The sequence below is a fragment of the Oryzihumus sp. genome (assembly GCF_054325275.1).
Map to the genome: position 1 here is coordinate 1 of NZ_JBTCWL010000076.1, position 17,989 is coordinate 17,989.

Genomic DNA, 17,989 nt, shown 5'->3' on the forward strand with positions numbered 1-17,989 from the left:
CCGGTCACCACCCCCACGCTGCCGGGCGTGACGGTTCCGCCGGTCCCCATCCCGACGCTCCCGACCGTCACCGCGCCGCCACCGCCCAGCGTGACGGTTCCCCCGGTCACCACCCCCACGCTGCCGGGCGTGACGGTTCCCCCGGTCACCATCCCGACCCTGCCCAGCGTGACCGTGCCGCCACCGCCCAGCGTGACGGTTCCCCCGGTCACCACCCCCACGCTGCCGGGCGTGACGGTTCCGCCGGTCCCCATCCCGACGCTCCCGACCGTCACCGCGCCGCCACCGCCCAGCGTGACGGTTCCCCCGGTCACCACCCCCACGCTGCCGGGCGTGACGGTTCCGCCGGTCCCCATCCCGACGCTCCCGACCGTCACCGCGCCGCCATCGCCCAGCGTGACGGTTCCCCCGGTCACCACCCCCACGCTGACCCTGCCGCCGGCGCCGACACCCTCGCTCCCGTCCGTGACCACGCCACCGACACCTGAGCCGGTCCTCCCGACCGTGACCCTGCCGCCGGCCCCCTGACCGCAGGTGTGGACACGGTCGGTGGGCTGTCGGATCCTTGGGAGGTGAACCGGCCGGAGGCCAAGATGCGGACCGCAGCGGTGAGCCTGCACGGCCACCGGATCAGCTATCGCGAGGCCGGCGACCCCCGACTGCCGGTGCTGCTCTTGGTGCACGGGATCACGAGCAGCAGCGCGACGTGGGAGCCGGTCATCCCGGGCCTGGCCGAGCACGCGCATGTCATCGCCCCCGACCTGCTCGGCCACGGCGAGTCCGACAAGCCGGCGACGGACTACTCCCTGGGTGCTCTCGCCAGCCTGCTCCGAGACCTCCTCCTGCGGCTCGGCCACGACCGCGCCTCGGTGGTCGGGCACTCGCTCGGCGGTGGCGTGGCGATGCAGTTCGCCTACCAGTACTACGAGCACTGTGACCGGATGGTGCTGGTGTCCAGTGGGGGCCTCGGGCGGGAGGTCAGCCTCGCCCTCCGGGCCGCCACTCTGCCCGGGGCGGAGCTGGTGCTCCCCGTGATCGCCCACCGGCGCGTGCGCGACGCCGGCCTGGCCGTGTCCCGGCTGCTGGAACGACTCCCCATCCGGCTCCAGCCCTCGATGGTCGAAGCCGCCCGCGGTTATGCCTCGTTGGCCGACCTTCCGGCCCGTTCCGCGTTCGTTCACACCCTGAGGAGCGTGGTGGGTCCCGGCGGGCAGCGGGTCAGCGCCACCGACCGCCTGTACCTCGCGCAGGGGCGTCCGACGCTGATCGTCTGGGGAGCGGGCGACACGCTCATCCCCGTCGCCCACGCCCGGGCAGCCCACGCCGCGCTGGCCGGGAGCACGCTCGACGTCTTCGAGAAGTCCGGCCACTTCCCGCACCAGGACGAACCTGCCCGCTTCGTCCGGACGGTGGTGGACTTCCTGCAGACCACCCAGACCTCCCCGCTCGACCGCGCCGCGCTGCGCGCGCTGCTGACCGCGGGGCAGGCCGAGGACGAGCGCCCTTCGCGGTGATCGACCCGGTGATCGTCCAGGTGGTCGTCCCGCCGTGCCGGCTCAGGACGGGGAGGACGGCTCTGGTCCGGTGACCGACGCGCGCTCCTCGGCGACCGTCGCCTCACGGACCCGGGCCGAACGGTCCTCGGGCGTCGAGGCCGCGACGACGACCGGGCACGGGGCGCGGTCGACGATCTCCCTGGCGACCGAGGGCTGCAGGACGTCGCTGAGGATGCCGCGGCCCGAGGAGCCGATGACGAGCAGGTCGGCGCCTGTCGCCGCCTCGACCAGAGCACCGACGGGGTCCGCGTAGCTGATCGTGTAGTCGACGGGCACGTCACGTTCGGCGTCACCGGTCAGGACCTCGGTGCGGAGGTAGTCCAGCAGCTGCTCCGGCGGGGTCATCCGCTCTGTGGCCTGTGCCGCCGAGCGGGGGTGGACGAGGAGGAACTTCTGCTCCGCCGGAGCCGCGTGCAACACCTCCAGCCGCCAGTCCTGTGGGGTCTGCCCTCTGCGCATCGACACCTCTCGCGCCGCCCACCGCAGGGCATCTCGGGCGGTCTGGGTGTCATCGACCCCGACCACGACCCGGGCGTGGGCCGGCGGGTCCTGGTACTGCCCCGGGCGCACGAAGGCGACCGGACAGGTGGCGAACGCCGCTGCACGGTGGGACACCGAGGTCACGAGCTGCGCGAAACGGCGGCTGGAGTGCGCTCCCAAGACCAGCACGGCCGCGCCGTGGGAGGCGGCCACCAGGGCTTCGGGTGCCCGCGAGCGGGCACGCAGGTACTCCACCTCGACGACCGGAGGACCCGCAGGAGCGCGATCCTCCGTTGTGGGAGGGAGGTGCACCTGCTGGTAGACCTCGTCCAGCATCGCGCGCACCGCTGCTTCGGCCTGCGCCTCGTCCGCTTCGGAGGCATGGACGACGTGCAGGTGCGAGGAGTGCCACATCGCCTCCCGCGCCGCCCACCGCAGGGCCTCCCTCGAGAGGGCGGTGTCGTCCACCCCGACGACGACGCGATCCGGCGCGCCGCACAGCTGCGTGTGCTCGTGCTCAGGCAGCACCAGAGCAGAGGACCCCGTCGGCTCAGGGTCCTGCCGGGTCTCGTCCGTGTCCATGGCGCACCTCCCGAGCGGTGGCCCGGTCCGGGCTACCGCTCTCCCAGCCTCATGGAGCCCTGAGCCCTGGCAGAAGGGGCCTTCGCCCCCTCCACGCACAGGTCACACCCGGTGCCCCGGGGGACGAACCCGTGCGTCGAGCAGCCTCAGAGGACGTGGAGCCCGATCACCCCCGGACACGACGAAGGGGCCGCCTCTCGGCGACCCCTTCGAGTCTGGTGCGCGAGGGGGGAGTTGAACCCCCACGCCCTTTCGGGCACACGGACCTGAACCGTGCGCGTCTGCCTATTCCGCCACTCGCGCGCGCTTGCCTAGTGTGTCGGAGAGACCGCCGAAATCCCAAATCGGGACGTTCCGGCGGGGCCTCTCCCGGCCTCCAGGAAGCGGCTCAGGCTAGCACGCGACCGGCATACTCAACCGCGACGGCTACGATCGGGAGGCCAACCCCGAGGAGGAGTTCACGTGGGACTGTTCGATCGAGTCGAGCAGCGTCTCGAGCGCGCGGTCAACGGCGCTTTTGCCCGGGCCTTCAAGTCCGAGGTGCAGCCGGTCGAGATCGCTGCGGCGATCCGGCGCGCCATGGACGACAAGGGCGCTGTGCTGGGCCATGGGCGCACGTTCGTGCCGAACATCTACACGGTCGAGCTCAGCCCGGCCGACCACGAGCGGCTGAGCAGCTTCTCCGACGCGTTGTCCGACGAGCTCGTCGCCTCGGCGCAGGAGCACGCGGACTCCCAGCACTACACGCCCGGTGGCCCGATCCAGGTGCACTTCAGCGCCCACGACGACCTCGAGACCGGGGTCTTCCGGCTGCGCACCTCGACCGCCAAGGCCCGGCCCCGGCCGGCGCCCGCCGCCCCGGCCGCGACCGCCGCGACCGAGCACCAGCCCGCCGCCGCCCCCGCGCCTGCCCCCCGGGCCAACCCCAACGACCGCCCGTGGCTGGAGGTCGACGGCGACCGCTACCCGCTGATGGGCGCCATCACGGTCCTTGGCCGCGACGACTCCGCCGACGTGGTCCTGGACGACCCCGGCATCTCGCGCAAGCACAGCGAGATCCGCGTGACGAGCGACGGGCCCCACCTGGTGACCAGCATCCGCGACCTCGGCTCGACCAACGGCACCTTCGTCGACGGGGACCGCATCACCAGCCACCGACTGGAGGAGGGCGACCGGATCACGGTCGGACGCACCACCATCACCTTCCACGCGGGCCGGCGGTGAGGGGCCGGCGATGAGCGAGCTCACCCTCACCGTGGTCCGCCTCGGTCTCCTGGTCCTGCTCTGGGTCTTCGTCTTCAGCATCGTCGGCGTGCTGCGCGGCGACCTCTACGGCACCCGCGTGCTCAGCCGCGGCAAGGCACCGGTCAAACCCAAGGCCCGCCCCAACCGGCAGCCGCCCGCCCCCGCTGAGGCGCCCAGCCGCGCCTCGCGTGCCGCGGCGCGCAAGGTCCCGGCTACCCTCGCGGTCACGGAAGGACCGCTGGCCGGGACGACGTTGAACCTCAAGGACTCCGGTGTGCTCATCGGGCGCAACCCCGAGTGCACCCTGGTCCTCGACGACGACTTCGCCTCCGGCCGTCACGCCCGGGTCTACCGGGACGGCGACGGCTGGTACGTCGAGGACCTCGGCTCCACCAACGGCACCTTCCTCGGCGCCAACCGGCTCAGCACCCCCACGCCGGTGGCAGTCGGCACGACCCTGCGGATCGGCAAGACGGTCCTCGAGTTGCGAAAGTAGGTCCGATGGCCATCGCCCTGCGGTACGCCGCGCGTTCGGACGTCGGGCTCGTCCGCTCCGTCAACCAGGACTCGGGGTATGCCGGTCCCCACCTGCTCGTCCTCGCCGACGGCATGGGCGGCCATGCCGGCGGCGACGTCGCGTCCTCGATCACCATCGGGGAGCTGGTCGACCTCGACGGCGAGTCCCACGGCGGCGACGACGCCCTCGAGCTGCTCGCGACCCGCCTGCGGTCGGCGAACGAGGCGCTGGAGCGCAACGTGCACGAGCACCCCGAGCTGCGGGGCATGGGCACCACCGTCATCGCCCTGCTGCGCACCGGCAACAAGCTGGCCATGGCACACATCGGCGACTCGCGGGCGTTCCTGCTGCGCGAGGGCACGCTGACCCAGATCACCAAGGACCACTCCTTCGTCCAGAGCCTGGTCGACGAGGGCCGGATCTCCGCCGAGGAGGCCGAGCACCACCCGCAGCGCTCGATCGTCACCCGAGTGCTGACCGGCCAGCCCGACGACGAGCCGGACCTGTCGCTGCGCGAGGCCCGCCCGGGCGACCGCTACCTGATCTGCTCCGACGGCCTGTCCGACTTCGTCGCGCGCGACACCATCGCCGAGGTCATGGCCTCGGGCATGGACGCCGACCACACCGCCGACCGGCTCGTCGAGCTCGCCCTCAAGGCCGGCGCCCCCGACAACGTCACCGTGATCATCGGCGACGTGGTCGACCTCGACCGGGCCGAGGCGCCCTCCACCGTTCCGCAGGTCGTCGGGGCCGCCGCCGAGCGGCAGGCCGCCGGCACCCGCCCCCTGCCGCAGACCCCCGCCGCCAAGGCCGCCGCCCTGTCGCGCACCGCCGCCGGCGACGACGAGAACGCCGAGGACGACGGCTCGGTCACCCTGGCCGAGGAGGGACCCAAAGGAGCCCGGAAGTGGCTCCGGCGCGGTGGGCTGATGCTGCTGGTCCTGGCCGTGGTGCTGGGTGGCGGCTACGCGGCATACGACTGGTCGCAGCGGCAGTACTTCGTCGGTGAGTCCGGCGGGTTCGTGGCGATCTACCGCGGGGTGTCCCAGAACATCGGCCCGCTCAAGCTCTCCCACGTCGAGACCGCGACCGACGTCGACATCAACAACCTGCCCGACTTCTACCGCAGCAAGGTCAACGCCACGTTCAACGCCGAGAGCCTGACCGCCGCGCGCAAGATCGTCGACGACCTGCGCTCCGAGGCGGTCAGCTGCGAGGCACTGAAGGCCAAGGGCCAGAGCTGCGGCGCCGCGTCCTGATGTCCACGGTCACCTCCCTCGTCCCCCGCACGCGACGCAACGTCGAGCTGGGGCTGCTGCTGCTGGCCATCGGCATCGTGATGCTGGCCTACCTCAACGTGGGCCTGGCGGTGCAGGGCACGTTCCCGCCGGACCTGCTCGGCTACGGCCTGGGCTTCCTGGTCCTCGGCGGCGGCTTCCACCTCGTGCTGCGCTGGCGCGCGCCCTACGCCGACCCCCTGCTGCTGCCGATCGGCACGCTGCTCAACGGCCTGGGCCTGGTGATGATCCACCGTCTCGACCTGGCCCACCAGCGCACCGGCGGCGGCATGGCGTTCAAGCAGCTCACCTGGAGCGCGCTGGGGGTGATCATCGCGATCGCCGTCATCATCGCGCTGCGCGACCACCGCCAGTTGCGCCGGTTCACGTTCATCGCGATGGCGACCAGCATCGGACTGCTCCTCCTGCCGCTGGTGCCGGGCCTGGGCCGCAACATCAACGGCAACCGGATCTGGATCGGCCTGGGGCCGTTCAGCTTCCAGCCCGGTGAGATCGCCAAGATCACCCTGACCGTCTTCTTCGCCGGCTACCTCGTGCAGACCCGCGACGTGCTCTCTCTGGTCGGCAAGCGCTTCCTCGGCATCGCCTTCCCGCGCCCGCGCGACCTCGGGCCGATCCTCATCGCCTGGCTGGTCAGCGTGCTCGTGCTGGTCTTCGAGCGCGACCTCGGCTCCTCGTTGCTGTTCTTCGGCCTTTTCGTGGCGATGATCTACGTCGCGACCGAACGACGGTCGTGGGTCGCCATCGGCCTGACCCTGTTCTGCTTCGGCGCCTACTTCGCCTACCTCATGTTCGGCCACCTCCAGCAGCGCGTGCTGCTGTGGCTGCACCCGTTCTCCCAGCAGGCACTGCAGGTCAGCGACCAGCTCGTCCTGGGCCTGATGGGTATGGCGAGTGGCGGGCTCTTCGGGACCGGCCTGGGTCGCGGCCACCCCAACTTCACCTACTTCGCCGAGAGCGACTTCATCTACCCGAGCATGGGTGAGGAGTTCGGCCTGTTCGGCCTGTTCGCCCTGCTGATGCTCTACGTCCTCATCGTCGAGCGCGGACTGCGGACGGCGCTCGGCGTGCGCGACGGCTTCGGCAAGCTGCTCGCCACCGGCCTGTCCTTCTCGATGGCGCTGCAGGTCTTCGTCGTCGTCGGCGGCGTCACCCGGGTCATCCCGCTGACCGGCCTGACGCTGCCGTTCCTGTCCTACGGAGGCTCCTCGCTGCTGGCCAACTGGGCCCTGCTGGCGCTGCTGCTGCGGATCAGCGACCAGGCCCGCCGGCCGGTGGCCGAGACCGCGGTGGCGTCCTCGGCCTCCTCCGAGGCGACCGAAGTGGTGAAGCTGCGATGAACGCCCCCATCCGCCGGCTGTCGTTCATCGTGGCGGCGCTGTTCGCCTCGCTGCTCATCGCGACGACGTGGATCCAGTTCGTCCAGGCCAAGGAGCTACAGGATCGGCCCAACAACCGGCGCACCCTGCTGGCCAGCTACGCCCGTGAGCGTGGCGCCATCCTCGTCGGGGGCTCCCCGGTCGCCCGATCGGTGCCCTCCAACGACCAGCTGAAGTGGCTGCGCACCTACCCCTCGGCGCGGCTGTACTCCCAGGTCACCGGCTACTACTCGTTCACCTACGGCGCCGGCGGCGGCCTCGAGGGCGCCGAGGACTCGCTGCTGTCCGGGCAGTCCGACAAGCTCTTCTACCGGCGCATCGTCGACATGGTCACCGGCAAGGTGCCCAGCGGCGCGAGCCTGGAGCTGACCATCGACCCGCGCGCCCAGAAGGCCGCGGACGAGGCCCTCGGTGACCAGCGCGGCGCCGTCGTCGCCCTCGACCCGTCCACCGGGGCGATCCTGGCCATGGTGAGCCACCCGCAGTACGACCCCAGCCCGCTGGCCAGCCACGACCTGAAGTCCGTCGCCAAGGCCTGGCAGCAGGTCAACAACGCCCCGGGCAACCCCGCCGTCAACCGGACGATCAACGGCGACCTCTACCCGCCGGGCTCCACCTTCAAGCTGGTGACCGCGGCAGCGGCCCTGTCCTCGGGGCAGTACACCGAGGACTCCGAGATCCCGGGGCCGGCGACGCTGAAGCTGCCCGACACCACCAACGCCAAGCTGCCCAACGACGACCGGCTGCCGTGTGGCCCCGGCGGCACGTCGACGCTGCTGGTGGCGCTCCAGCGCTCGTGCAACTCCTCCTTCGGTGGCCTCGGCATGAAGCTGGGCGCCGACGCCCTGCGCGCCCAGGCCGCGAAGTTCGGCTTCGGTGACCAGCTCAGTGTGCCCATGCGGGTCACGCCGAGCACCGTGCCGGAGCAGATGAACCGCCCGCAGACCGCGCAGGCGGCCATCGGGCAGTTCGACGTGCGCGTCACCCCGCTCCAGATGGCGATGGTGAGCGCGGCGATCGCCAACAAGGGCGTCGTCATGCGGCCCTACCTCGTCAAGGACGTACGCAGTGCAGATCTCGATGTCATCGAGGAGACCTCTCCCGAACAGCTGTCCCAAGCGGTGAGCCCGGACGTCGCGGCACGGTTGACGCGCATGATGGAGGCGGTCGTCCAGAGCGGCACCGCCACCGCGGCCCAGATCCCCGGGGTCAGCGTGGCCGGCAAGACCGGCACGGCCGAGCACGGCACGGGCCTGGCCCCGCACGCCTGGTTCACGGCGTTCGCCCCGGCCGACAACCCGCGCATCGCGGTGGCCGTCGTCGTCGAGGACGGCGGCCGGGCCGGCAACGAGGCGTTCGGCGGCAAGGTCGCCGCACCGATCGCCCGCCAGGTCATCGAGTCGGTGGTCAACCGATGAGCGCCGGCAGCGGAGCGGTCCTGGGCAACCGCTACACGCTCACCGAGCGGGTGGCCGGTGGCGGCATGGGCGAGGTCTGGGAGGCCACCGACGGCGTCCTCGGACGCACCGTCGCCATCAAGCTGCTGCGCTCCGGCTACGCCGACGACACCCAGTTCGTCGACCGGTTCCGGGCAGAGGCCCGCCACAGCGCGGCACTGAGCCACCCCAACATCGCCACCGTGCACGACTACGGCGAGGAGGACGGCGAGTCCTATCTGGTCATGGAGCTCGTCCCCGGCGAGCCGCTGTCCCGGGTGATCACCGAGCGCGGCCCGCTCGGCCCCGAGGAGGCCGCCTCCGTGCTCGGCCAGGCCGCCGCGGCGCTGGAGATGGCGCACCAGAACGGCTTCGTCCACCGTGACGTCAAGCCGGCCAACATCATCCTCACCCCGGACGGCACGGCCAAGCTCACCGACTTCGGCATCGCCCGGGCCCTGCACGGGTCGGCGATCACCAAGACGGGCGAGGTCATGGGCACCGCCCAGTACATCTCGCCCGAGCAGGCGATGGGCGAGCCGGCCACCCCCTCCAGCGACATCTACGCGCTGGGCATCGTGGCCCACGAGATGCTGACCGGCAAGCGGCCGTTCGACGCCGAGACCCCGGTCGCCACCGCCCTGTCCCAGGTCAACGACCCGCCCCCTCCGCTGCCCGACGAGGTCCCCGAGCAGCTGCGCGACCTGATCGAGTCCTGCCTGGCCAAGGACCCGGCCGACCGCCCGGTCAGCGCCGCCGCGATCGCCGAGGAGCTCGGGGTGCCGGTCTCCGGCTCGATCGCGACCGCGGTCACGCCGCCCTCGGCGTTCGACCAGACGGCGGTCATGGCCACCACCGTGCGCCAGCAGGACCAGCACAGCGGACCCGCCACCCGCATCCACAGCGCCGCACCGGCTGCCGTCCGGTCGAGCGCCCTGACCGACCAGGTGCGCAAGCGTCCCGCGGTGTGGGGCCTGGCCGCCCTGGCGGTCATCGTGCTCGCGGTGTCGTTGAGCCGGTGCGGGTCCGGCGCGGCGAAGACCTCGACCACCCCGAAGCCGTCCCCGACGCGGACCGCCACCAGCCGGCCGGTCACGGTGCTCTCCGCCGCCGCCTACGTCGGGCAGCCTGTCGACCAGGTCCGGCCCGCGCTGGAGAGCCTGGGCTACCAGGTCTCCACCCGGAACCAGGCCTCCGGTCAGCAGCCGGGCACCGTCCTGGCGATGAGCCCCACGGGGGCCGTCCCCGCCAAGGCGGTGATCATGCTCGTGGTGGCCCAGGCCGCACCAGCCACCACCCCCGCGCACGCCGGACCAAACCCCGGCAACAACGACGGCCACAAGAAGAAGGGCAAGAAGTGAGTGCCACACCCCGGCTGCTCGGCGGCCGTTACGAGGTCGGAGAGCTGATCGGACGCGGCGGCATGGCCGAGGTCCACGCCGGCCACGACACCCGGCTCGGCCGGGCCGTGGCGATCAAGATGCTGCGCTCCGACCTGGCGCGTGACCACACCTTCCTGGCCCGCTTCCGCCGCGAGGCCCAGTCCGCGGCGGGCCTCAACCACGCCGCCATCGTGGCCGTCTACGACTCCGGCGAGGACCACACGGTCGACTACGCCGGGGCGAGCATGTCGGTGCCCTACATCGTCATGGAGCGGGTGACCGGCAAGACTTTGCGCCAGCTGCTCAACGACCAGGAGCACCAGGCGATGGACCCGGTGGTCGCGTGCCACCTGACCGAGGGCGTGCTCGCCGCCCTCGAGTACTCCCACCGCATGGGCATCGTCCACCGCGACATCAAGCCGGCCAACGTCATGGTCACCGAGCACGGTGACGTCAAGGTCATGGACTTCGGTATCGCGCGTGCGGTCGCCGACACGGCGGCCACGATGACGCAGACCCAGGCGGTCATCGGCACCGCGCAGTACCTCTCGCCCGAGCAGGCCCAGGGCCAACAGGTGGACGCCCGCTCCGACCTGTACTCCACCGGCTGCCTCATCTACGAGCTGCTGACCGGCCGGGCGCCGTTCGTCGGTGACTCCCCGGTGGCGATCGCCTACCAGCACGTGGGTGAGACCCCCCAGCCCCCGTCGGTGCACAACCCCGAGGTCAGCCCCGAGCTGGACGCGGTGGTCCTGCACGCCCTGACCAAGGACCGCGAGGCGCGTTACCAGACCGCCTCGGAGTTCCGCGCCGACCTGGCGGCGGCGCGCACGGGCCGCCCGATCAGCGCCGCCGCCCTGGGCACCGCTGCCGGCATGGCCGCAGGCGCCGCCGCCCTCGGTGGCGACTCCACCATGCTGATGGCCGGTGGTGAGCCCACCCAGGCGATGACCCGTCCCACCGCCGTGGCCGGCGCCGCGGCCGCCGACTCCCGGCACGGCAACACCGCCGGCCTGCCGCCCATCGGTCACGACCCGGACGGCGAGCCACGCAAGCGTCACGCCGGGGTCTACGCCCTGCTCATCGCGGCCGTGATCGCGGCGCTGGTGCTCGTCGCATTCGCCGGCAAGTCGCTGTTCGGCGGCGACAAGCCGCTCGCCCAGAGCGTCAAGGTGCCCTCCGTGGTGACGCTGCCCCAGGCCACCGCCGTGGCCCGGCTCGAGGCGATGGGCCTGAAGGCCCAGGTCAGCCAGGCCAACAACGAGGCGGCCAAGGGGACCGTCTTCGACCAGAACCCGACCGCCGGCTCGCCGGTGGACAAGGGCTCCACCGTGGCGATCAGCGTCTCCAGCGGCCCCGGCCAGGTGGAGGTCCCCGACGTCACCGGCTTCACCGAGTCCTCCGCGAGGCGCACCATCGAGGACCGCGGCCTCAAGGTCGGCTCCGTGACCAAGGTGGACGACTCCTCGGTCGACGCCGGCAAGGTGATCAGCACCGACCCGTCCGGCGGCAGCAGCGTCGACTCGGGTAGCACCGTCAACCTCAAGGTGGCCAGCGGTCGGGTCAAGGTGCCCGACGTGCGCAACAAGACCCTGGGCGACGCCCAGCGGATCCTCAGCGACCTCGGGCTGCAGACCAAGACCGAGTTCCAGCCCAGCGACCAGCCCGAGGGCACCGTCCTGGACCAGAACCACGTCGGCGAGACGGTCGACGCCGGCACGACCATCAAGCTCGTGGTCTCCCAGGCGCAGCCCCAGACGAGCGAGCCGACGCAGTCGCCCACCGACACGGCCACCATGCCCCCGACGACGATCACCCTGCCGTCGGACACCAAGTCGAAGTGACCCCGGCTGCACCGCCCGACGTCTCCTCGTGGGTCGCCGGGCGGTGTGCCGAGGCCGGTCTCGGCACACCGGGTGCCGGGGAGCTGGTCCATGACCGCCCCTGGTCGTCCGCGGCGGTCTTCCCGACCGGGGACGGCCGGGTCTGGTTCAAGGCCAACGGGGAGGGCACGCGACAGGAGCCGGCCCTGGTCCGCACCCTGGAGCGCCTCGCCCCCGGGCTGGCCCCGCAGGTCGTCGCGGTGGACGCCGGCCGCGGCTGGTGGCTGACCCGCGACGCCGGCCCGACCCTGCGGTCCGTCCTGCCGGCCGGGGAGCAGTGGCCGGTCTGGGAGACCCTCCTGCCCCGGTATGCCGCCGCACAGCTGGAGCTCGCCGCCCACCGGGCGGAGCTGCTCGCCCTGGGCGTGCCGGAGCGCTCACCGGCGACCCTGCCCGAGCAGGCGGCAGACCTCGTGGCGGAGCTGGCCGCCACCGACCCCGCGCGCGGAGGGCTGACCCCGCGGCGGCGAGCCGCGCTGGAGGCCAGGCTCCCGGCATACCGACAGTGGTGCTCGGAACTGGCTGCCGACGGCCTGCCCTGGACCCTGCAACACGACGACCTCCATGCCGCCAACGTGTGCTGGCCGGGCTCCACCGCCTCGGCCCGGGTGATCGACTGGGGCGACGCGAGCATCGGCCACCCGTTCGGCACCCTGCTGGCGACGCTGAACTCGCTGGCCCACCACGGGCAGACCACGCTGGACGACCCGCGGGTGCTCCGGGTCCGGGACGCCCTGCTGGAGCCATGGTCCGCGCTGGCCGACCGGAGCGCGCTGCTGCGGTCGGTGGAGCTGGCCCGGGCGACCGGGCGGGTCACCCGGGCGCTGACGTGGCACACGGCGCTGCGCGGCGCGCCGCCCGAGGCGCAGCGGGAGTTCGACTTCCCGGTGCGCGGGTGGGTCGAGGAGATCCTGGAGGACTGAGCCGGGTCAGCCGGCGACCAGCCGGGCCACCGCCGCGGCGTCGTGGACCAGCGGGCTCAGGCCTGCGGAACGCTCGACGGCGTCGGTCATGCCGCAGGTCACCAGCCAGTTGGCCAGCAGACGGTGGCCGCCCTCGGTCAGCACGCTCTCGGGGTGGAACTGCACGCCGTGCAGCGGCAGCGAAGCGTGCCGCACAGCCATGATGACGCCCGAGGCGGTGTGGGCGTTGGCGAGCAGCACCTCCGGCAGGGTCGGCGGCTCGATGGTCAGCGAGTGGTAGCGGGTCGCCGTGAACGGCGAGGGCAGGCCAGCCAGGACACCGGTGCCGTCGTGCTGGACCGCGGAGGTCTTGCCGTGCAGCAGCTCCGGGGCACGGCCCACGGTGGCGCCGAAGACGACGCCGAGGGCCTGGTGCCCCAGGCACACGCCCAGCATCGGCTGGGTGCGCCCGGCGCACGCCTCGATCATCGTCAGGGAGACCCCTGCCTCCTCCGGGGTGCCGGGACCGGGGGAGACGAGGACACCGTCGAACTCGGCAGCGGCCTCGGTGCTGATGGCGTCGTTGCGGACGACCTCGCACTCGGCGCCGAGCTGGCTGAGGTAGCCGACGATGGTGAAGACGAAGCTGTCGTAGTTGTCCACGACGAGGATGCGGGTCATGCGGGGCCTTACGGTGTGGTGGTTCGGCTGGGGGAGCTGCTGGTGACCGTGTTGTCGTTGAACGGCAGGTGGTCGGACACGGCGGGGAAGAGCCACAGGAAGCAGGCGGCCACGAACGCGAGCGCCAGCACCAGCGCCTGCAGCAGCTTGATCGGCCAGGGCCCGGGCAGGGCGCGCCACAGCGGTCCGTACACCGGTCAGGCCCCCTTCGTCGGGACGGTCAGCAGCGACGCCGGGATGCCCTGCGCGCGGGGGATCGTGCGCAACAGCGAGGCGAAGACGACGTAGCGCTGCGCCGCGCTGTAGCGCGGGTGGCAGGCGGTCATGGTCATCATCGCCTGTGTCGGCTTGACGCCGGGCTTCTGCGGGACGGGCGCGACGACCTCGACGTGCTCCGGGGTGACGATGACGTGCCGCTGGACGGTGTAGACGACGTAGCTGGTACGGGTCTCCACGATGACGACGTCGCCGGGGCGCAGCGTGTCGATGTCGCTGAACGGCTTGCCGTAGGTCGTGCGGTGACCGGCGACGGCGAAGTTGCCGACCTTGCCCGGCATGGCCGTGCCCTCGTAGTGGCCGATGCCCTGGCTGAGGACGTCGTGGTCGGTGCCCTCGAGGACGGGCCGGGCGTAGGTGGGGCCGAGCCGGGGGATGCGCACGATCGCGAACGCCTTGCCGAAGGGCACTGCCGCGGGGGTGACCGAGCCCTGGCCGTCTGCGGGGGCGTGGCCGAACTGGCGCTCGAGGGACTGGATCGTCTGGGCCTGCGCACGGTCGGCCGTGATGTCGGTCCACCACAGCTGCCAGCCGACGAAGAGCAGGACGACCACGCCGAGGGTGATGAGCAGCTCCCCGACCACCCCGATGACGCGGCTGGCCAGGCTCGGGCGCGGGCGCGGCGGTCGGCGGCGGACCTGCTCGAGGGCGCGCCGCTCCGCCCGGGTCAGGCTCACCGGGGCACGCTCGCGTGGGTCAGCGATGTGGTGCCGGTGTAGGCGGGGAACGTCGCCACCGCGTCCGTCTTCACGTCATAACCGAGCCCGAGGACGTCGACGTACTGCTTGTAGATGCTCACCGTGGGGTTGGTGTCCAGGGACTGCTGCATGCCCTGCACGTCGCCGATGGCCTTGATGACGTAGGGCGGGGAGTAGACCCGGCCCTGCAGGATCAGGGTGTTGCCGACGCAGCGCACCGCGCTGGTGGAGATGACCCGCTGGTCCTGGAGCATCATCGCCTCGGCGCCGCCGGCCCACAGCGCGTTGACCACGCCCTGCACGTCCTGCTGGTGCACGACGATGTCGTCGGCGGTGAAGCCCTGCGGCAGGCTGGCCGCGCTGCGCTTGGCGTCGTTGAGGGTCACCGTGATCGCGGGGCCGCGCACGGCCTCCGTCCCCGCGACGGGGGCGAGGGCCGCGCTGCGCCGCTGCAGCTCGCTGACGGCGCTGTTGCCGGGCGCGGACTGCTGGGTGAGCCGGTCGACCTGTTCGCGCAGGGAGCGGACCGCCTGGGTGCGGGCCTGGACCACCCGGGTCTGGGCGCGGATGACGTCGGCGAGGTCGGTGCCGCTGGGGCGCAGGTCGGTGCCCTTGGCGGTCTGGGCGCTCGTGGCGAACAACAGTCCGGCCGCGACGCCGACGACCGGCACCAGCAGGGACCATCGGGAGGGCCGACGGCTCAGCCAGGGTGGCAGCGTGGCCATGTCCGGTCCCCTCCCTTCGGCTCTGCCGGGGTTCGCGCGCGCGTGTGCTCGTCTACGCTAAGGCACGAATCGTCCCCAACCAGCAACAAGGAGTGCCCGGTGCCGGAGTCCAAGGGTCGCGCCAAGGCGACCTACACCCCGCCGCAGCGCAAGGCCAAGGCCGCCCAGGTCGGCAACCCGGCCTGGTTCGCCCCGGTCATGGTCGTGCTTCTCGTGCTGGGCCTGCTGTGGATCGTCACGTTCTACGTGACCCAGGGCAGCTACCCGGTGCCCTCCATCGGCTACTGGAACCTGGCGATCGGGATCACGCTCATCCTCGGTGGCTTCGGCTTCGCCATGCGCTGGCGCTGACTGTCCACAGCGTTTCCACCGGGACGTCGTCCACAGCTCTCCACAGGGCCGGCTCCCCGCTTCGGCGGGAGCCGGCCCTCGCGTTTGCGCAGGTCAGACTGGGTGCGAGGCACCTGGGCCGACCTGTGAGAGGTGGGGCATCCCTGGGGATATCCCCAGGCCCTCGCGGTGCCTTCCCCACCTTTCCACGCAGATTCCACGAGTTGTCCACACGGTTGTCCCCAGGCTGGGGACAAATGACAAGCGTGTAAGACCGGATCGGGTCGCACCGGTCCAAACCCGGACGGGCCGGACGGCGCGTCGCGGTGGTCGACCGGAGGTCAGGCAGGCAGGAACTGCGGCGCGACGCCGGCGTACTTCACGGCGGCCGCCACCACGACGAGGACCAGCACGGCGGCGAGCAGCGGCAGCTGCCAGCGCCGCCGGGACTGACCGGCCGTGGCGACCAGGAGCAGCGAGCAGACCACGCCGGTGATGAAGCCACCCAGGTGCGCCTGCCAGGCGATGCCGGGGGCGAACCCGATCGCGGCGTTGATGAGCAGGATCACCCAGATCCCGCCGGTTGGCCGGCCCAGGTGGCGATTGAGCACGAGCAGCGCCCCGAACAGGCCGAACACCGCACCGGACGCGCCCACGCTGGCGGTCACCCAGGAGGCGCGACCGTCGACCGAGGGCGTGGCCAGCAGCAGCGACCCGACCGAGCCGCCGATCGCGCAGACGAAGTAGAGCGCGGCGAACCGCATCCGCCCCAGCAGTGGCTCGAGGTAGCTGCCGACCACCCACAGGGCATACATGTTGAAGCCGATGTGGAAGATCGGGCCGTGCAGGAAGGCCGCGGTGAGGAATCGGTAGGGCTGGGCCTGCCCGTAGGCCGGCACGAAGGCGTAGTCGCCGGTCACCGAGGGGATGACCTGTTGGAGCAGCCACACCGCGACGCAGACGCCGATGATGGTCAGGGTCACCACGGGACGCCCATCGGTGACCCGACCGCCGAGCTGGGTGCGCGGCATACGCGTGGTGCGGGCGCCCTCGCGCACGCAGTCGACGCACTGGACGCCCACTGCGGCCGGCCGCTGGCACTCGGGACAGACGGGCCGGCCGCAGCGCTGGCAGCTGACATAGGACACCCGCTCGGGATGACGCGGGCACACCGGAGCCTGCTGGTATGCCGCGGGCTCGGTCATGGGGGTGTCCTCAGCCACCTGGGGGCGCCCCTCAGGCGTCCTGGACGGTGACGCGCTCGATGACGACCGGCTCGACCGGCTTGTCCATCGCGCCCGTCGGCACGGCGGCGATCTTGTCGACGACCTCGCGGCTCGGGCCGTCGGCCACCTCACCGAAGATGGTGTGCTTGCCCTGGAGCCACGTCGTCGGGCCGACGGTGATGAAGAACTGCGAGCCGTTGGTGCCCTTGCCCATGCGCTTGCCGGCGTTGGCCATGGCGAGCTTGTAGGGGGCGGTGAAGTCCAGCGCCGGGCTGATCTCGTCGTCGAAGGCGTAGCCCGGGCCGCCGGTTCCGGTGCCGGTCGGGCAGCCACCCTGGATCATGAAGCCGGGGATGATCCGGTGGAACGTCAGCCCGTCGTAGTACGGCGTCGGGTTGGTGCGGCCCGCGTCGTCGTTGTAGTCCTTCTCGCCCGTGGCGAGGCCGACGAAGTTCTGGACCGTCTTGGGCGCGTGGTCCGGGTACAGGGTGACGTTGATGTCACCGTGGTTGGTGTGCAGCGTGACGTTCATGGCGTCATCCTCGCACGCGATCTGGTGGACCCGATGGGCATGCGGTGATGCAACGGTGCAGGATGGGTACAGGTTTGGACCTGGTCACCGTTTCGAGGAGGACTCCGTGTTCCGCACGAAGAGCAAGACCGAGCAGGCCAAGGACAAGGTCGCCCAGGCCCAGGAGCTGTCGGCATCGACCGCGGAACAGATCCGCGAGCGCGTCGTCCCCGCCGTGGAGCACGCCGCCGAGGTGGCGCGCGACTGGGGGAAGCCGCGGGTGGAGGCTGCCCGCGACTGGGCCAAGCCGCGCGTCGAGCACGGGATCGAGGTGGCCGCCCCCAAGCTGGAGAAGGGCGTGCAGGACCTGGCCCCGCGCGTCGACAGCGCGCGCGACAAGATCGTCGACGAGCTGCTGCCGCGGATCGCCGAAGCCATCTCGGCTGCTGCCGCCGCCAGTGCCGCGGCCCGCGACGAGGCCGTCACCCGGGGTGGGGACGCCGCACTCGTCCTCAAGGGCGAGGCTGTGGCCAGGCCGAAGCGCCGGGGCCGCAAGCTGCTGCTCCTGCTCGGCCTCGGGGGCGCTGCGGCCGCGGGCTTCGCAGCGTTCAAGCGGTCCGCGCCCAAGGACGACCCGTGGGCCACGCCGCTGCAGGACCCCTACATCGCACCCAGCGCCGGACGGACCTCCACGACCACGCCGCCGGCCGCCACGACCGAGGAGCCGGCCGCCACCGAGGAGCCGACGGGCACCGAGGAGACCGCCGCGGCCGAGGACGCCGCCGAGGCCAACGCCGACACCGCCAAGACGGTGCGCGGCGCCAGCGCCGGCGACTGAGCCGCGACCGCTTGGGACGACGCAGCCGGGGGGGGGCCGTGAGG

Annotated in this window: 19 protein-coding genes and 1 tRNA gene; 11 read left to right on the forward strand and 9 right to left on the reverse strand. The window is 72.1% G+C overall.

Annotated elements, in window-relative coordinates:
- On the reverse strand, window positions 1-416 hold a 416-nt coding region (locus ACXVGS_RS16280), incomplete at its 3' end, for a hypothetical protein (protein WP_458538177.1).
- 156 nt (window positions 417-572) lie between these two features.
- Here ACXVGS_RS16280 and ACXVGS_RS16285 point away from each other — a divergent pair.
- Window positions 573-1,514, forward strand: a complete 942-nt coding sequence (locus tag ACXVGS_RS16285; protein ID WP_458530552.1) for an alpha/beta fold hydrolase — start codon at window positions 573-575, stop codon at window positions 1,512-1,514.
- 42 nt (window positions 1,515-1,556) lie between these two features.
- On the opposite strand, the gene ACXVGS_RS16290 is transcribed toward ACXVGS_RS16285, so the two are convergent.
- Window positions 1,557-2,618 carry a universal stress protein gene (locus ACXVGS_RS16290; RefSeq protein ID WP_458530551.1) on the reverse strand — a complete coding sequence of 354 codons (1,062 nt, stop codon included), beginning with the start codon at window positions 2,616-2,618 and terminating at the stop codon, window positions 1,557-1,559.
- 216 nt (window positions 2,619-2,834) lie between these two features.
- Window positions 2,835-2,921, reverse strand: a tRNA-Leu gene (locus ACXVGS_RS16295).
- A gap of 159 nt (window positions 2,922-3,080) precedes the next feature.
- On the opposite strand from ACXVGS_RS16295, the gene ACXVGS_RS16300 reads away from it, so the two are divergent.
- The 8 genes from ACXVGS_RS16300 to ACXVGS_RS16335 are packed head-to-tail and all read left to right on the forward strand — an operon-like array spanning window position 3,081 to window position 12,681.
- On the forward strand, window positions 3,081-3,842 hold the full coding sequence (locus ACXVGS_RS16300; RefSeq protein WP_458530550.1) for an FhaA domain-containing protein: 762 nt from the start codon (window positions 3,081-3,083) through the stop codon (window positions 3,840-3,842).
- 10 nt (window positions 3,843-3,852) lie between these two features.
- Window positions 3,853-4,359: an FHA domain-containing protein FhaB/FipA gene (locus tag ACXVGS_RS16305; protein ID WP_141790090.1), complete on the forward strand. Its 507-nt coding sequence runs from the start codon at window positions 3,853-3,855 to the stop codon at window positions 4,357-4,359.
- A gap of 5 nt (window positions 4,360-4,364) precedes the next feature.
- Window positions 4,365-5,639: a Stp1/IreP family PP2C-type Ser/Thr phosphatase gene (locus tag ACXVGS_RS16310; protein WP_458532468.1), complete on the forward strand. Its 1,275-nt coding sequence runs from the start codon at window positions 4,365-4,367 to the stop codon at window positions 5,637-5,639.
- Complete coding sequence (locus ACXVGS_RS16315) at window positions 5,639-7,018, forward strand: FtsW/RodA/SpoVE family cell cycle protein (RefSeq protein WP_458530548.1); 1,380 nt, start codon at window positions 5,639-5,641, stop codon at window positions 7,016-7,018. Before ACXVGS_RS16310 ends, ACXVGS_RS16315 begins: the two co-directional genes overlap by 1 nt.
- Window positions 7,015-8,475, forward strand: a complete 1,461-nt coding sequence (locus ACXVGS_RS16320; protein ID WP_458530547.1) for a peptidoglycan D,D-transpeptidase FtsI family protein — start codon at window positions 7,015-7,017, stop codon at window positions 8,473-8,475. Before ACXVGS_RS16315 ends, ACXVGS_RS16320 begins: the two co-directional genes overlap by 4 nt.
- The gene (locus ACXVGS_RS16325) at window positions 8,472-9,854 is read left to right on the forward strand and encodes a protein kinase domain-containing protein (RefSeq protein ID WP_458530546.1); all 1,383 of its coding nucleotides are present in this window, start codon (window positions 8,472-8,474) and stop codon (window positions 9,852-9,854) included. The genes ACXVGS_RS16320 and ACXVGS_RS16325 overlap by 4 nt, the downstream gene beginning before the upstream one ends.
- Window positions 9,851-11,719, forward strand: coding sequence for a Stk1 family PASTA domain-containing Ser/Thr kinase (pknB, locus tag ACXVGS_RS16330; RefSeq protein ID WP_458537190.1), 1,869 nt, complete (start codon window positions 9,851-9,853; stop codon window positions 11,717-11,719). Before ACXVGS_RS16325 ends, pknB begins: the two co-directional genes overlap by 4 nt.
- Window positions 11,716-12,681, forward strand: a complete 966-nt coding sequence (locus tag ACXVGS_RS16335) for an aminoglycoside phosphotransferase family protein (RefSeq protein WP_458530544.1) — start codon at window positions 11,716-11,718, stop codon at window positions 12,679-12,681. Before pknB ends, ACXVGS_RS16335 begins: the two co-directional genes overlap by 4 nt.
- Before the next feature lie 6 nt (window positions 12,682-12,687).
- On the opposite strand, the gene ACXVGS_RS16340 is transcribed toward ACXVGS_RS16335, so the two are convergent.
- The 4 genes from ACXVGS_RS16340 to ACXVGS_RS16355 are packed head-to-tail and all read right to left on the reverse strand — an operon-like array spanning window position 12,688 to window position 15,040.
- Window positions 12,688-13,341: an aminodeoxychorismate/anthranilate synthase component II gene (locus ACXVGS_RS16340; RefSeq protein WP_458530543.1), complete on the reverse strand. Its 654-nt coding sequence runs from the start codon at window positions 13,339-13,341 to the stop codon at window positions 12,688-12,690.
- Between the two features lie 8 nt (window positions 13,342-13,349).
- Window positions 13,350-13,535 carry a hypothetical protein gene (locus tag ACXVGS_RS16345; protein ID WP_458530542.1) on the reverse strand — a complete coding sequence of 62 codons (186 nt, stop codon included), beginning with the start codon at window positions 13,533-13,535 and terminating at the stop codon, window positions 13,350-13,352.
- Between the two features lie 3 nt (window positions 13,536-13,538).
- A complete protein-coding gene (locus tag ACXVGS_RS16350) occupies window positions 13,539-14,294 on the reverse strand; it encodes a class E sortase (RefSeq protein WP_458532471.1) in 756 nt (251 codons plus the stop codon).
- Window positions 14,291-15,040, reverse strand: coding sequence for a DUF881 domain-containing protein (locus tag ACXVGS_RS16355; RefSeq protein WP_458530540.1), 750 nt, complete (start codon window positions 15,038-15,040; stop codon window positions 14,291-14,293). The genes ACXVGS_RS16350 and ACXVGS_RS16355 overlap by 4 nt, the downstream gene beginning before the upstream one ends.
- Window positions 15,041-15,139: 99 nt before the next feature.
- Here ACXVGS_RS16355 and ACXVGS_RS16360 point away from each other — a divergent pair, with 99 nt between their 5' ends.
- Entirely contained in the window at window positions 15,140-15,391 is a 252-nt protein-coding gene (locus tag ACXVGS_RS16360) for a cell division protein CrgA (RefSeq protein ID WP_141790081.1), read from the forward strand.
- Window positions 15,392-15,711: 320 nt separating this feature from the next.
- Here the strand turns inward: ACXVGS_RS16360 and ACXVGS_RS16365 are convergent, their stop codons facing one another.
- Entirely contained in the window at window positions 15,712-16,575 is an 864-nt protein-coding gene (locus ACXVGS_RS16365; protein ID WP_458530539.1) for a rhomboid family intramembrane serine protease, read from the reverse strand.
- A 31-nt stretch (window positions 16,576-16,606) separates the two neighbouring features.
- The gene (locus ACXVGS_RS16370) at window positions 16,607-17,128 is read right to left on the reverse strand and encodes a peptidylprolyl isomerase (protein WP_458530538.1); all 522 of its coding nucleotides are present in this window, start codon (window positions 17,126-17,128) and stop codon (window positions 16,607-16,609) included.
- Between the two features lie 106 nt (window positions 17,129-17,234).
- Between ACXVGS_RS16370 and ACXVGS_RS16375 the strand changes: the two genes are divergently transcribed.
- Window positions 17,235-17,945, forward strand: a complete 711-nt coding sequence (locus tag ACXVGS_RS16375; RefSeq protein ID WP_458530537.1) for a hypothetical protein — start codon at window positions 17,235-17,237, stop codon at window positions 17,943-17,945.
- Window positions 17,946-17,989: the final 44 nt, after the last annotated feature.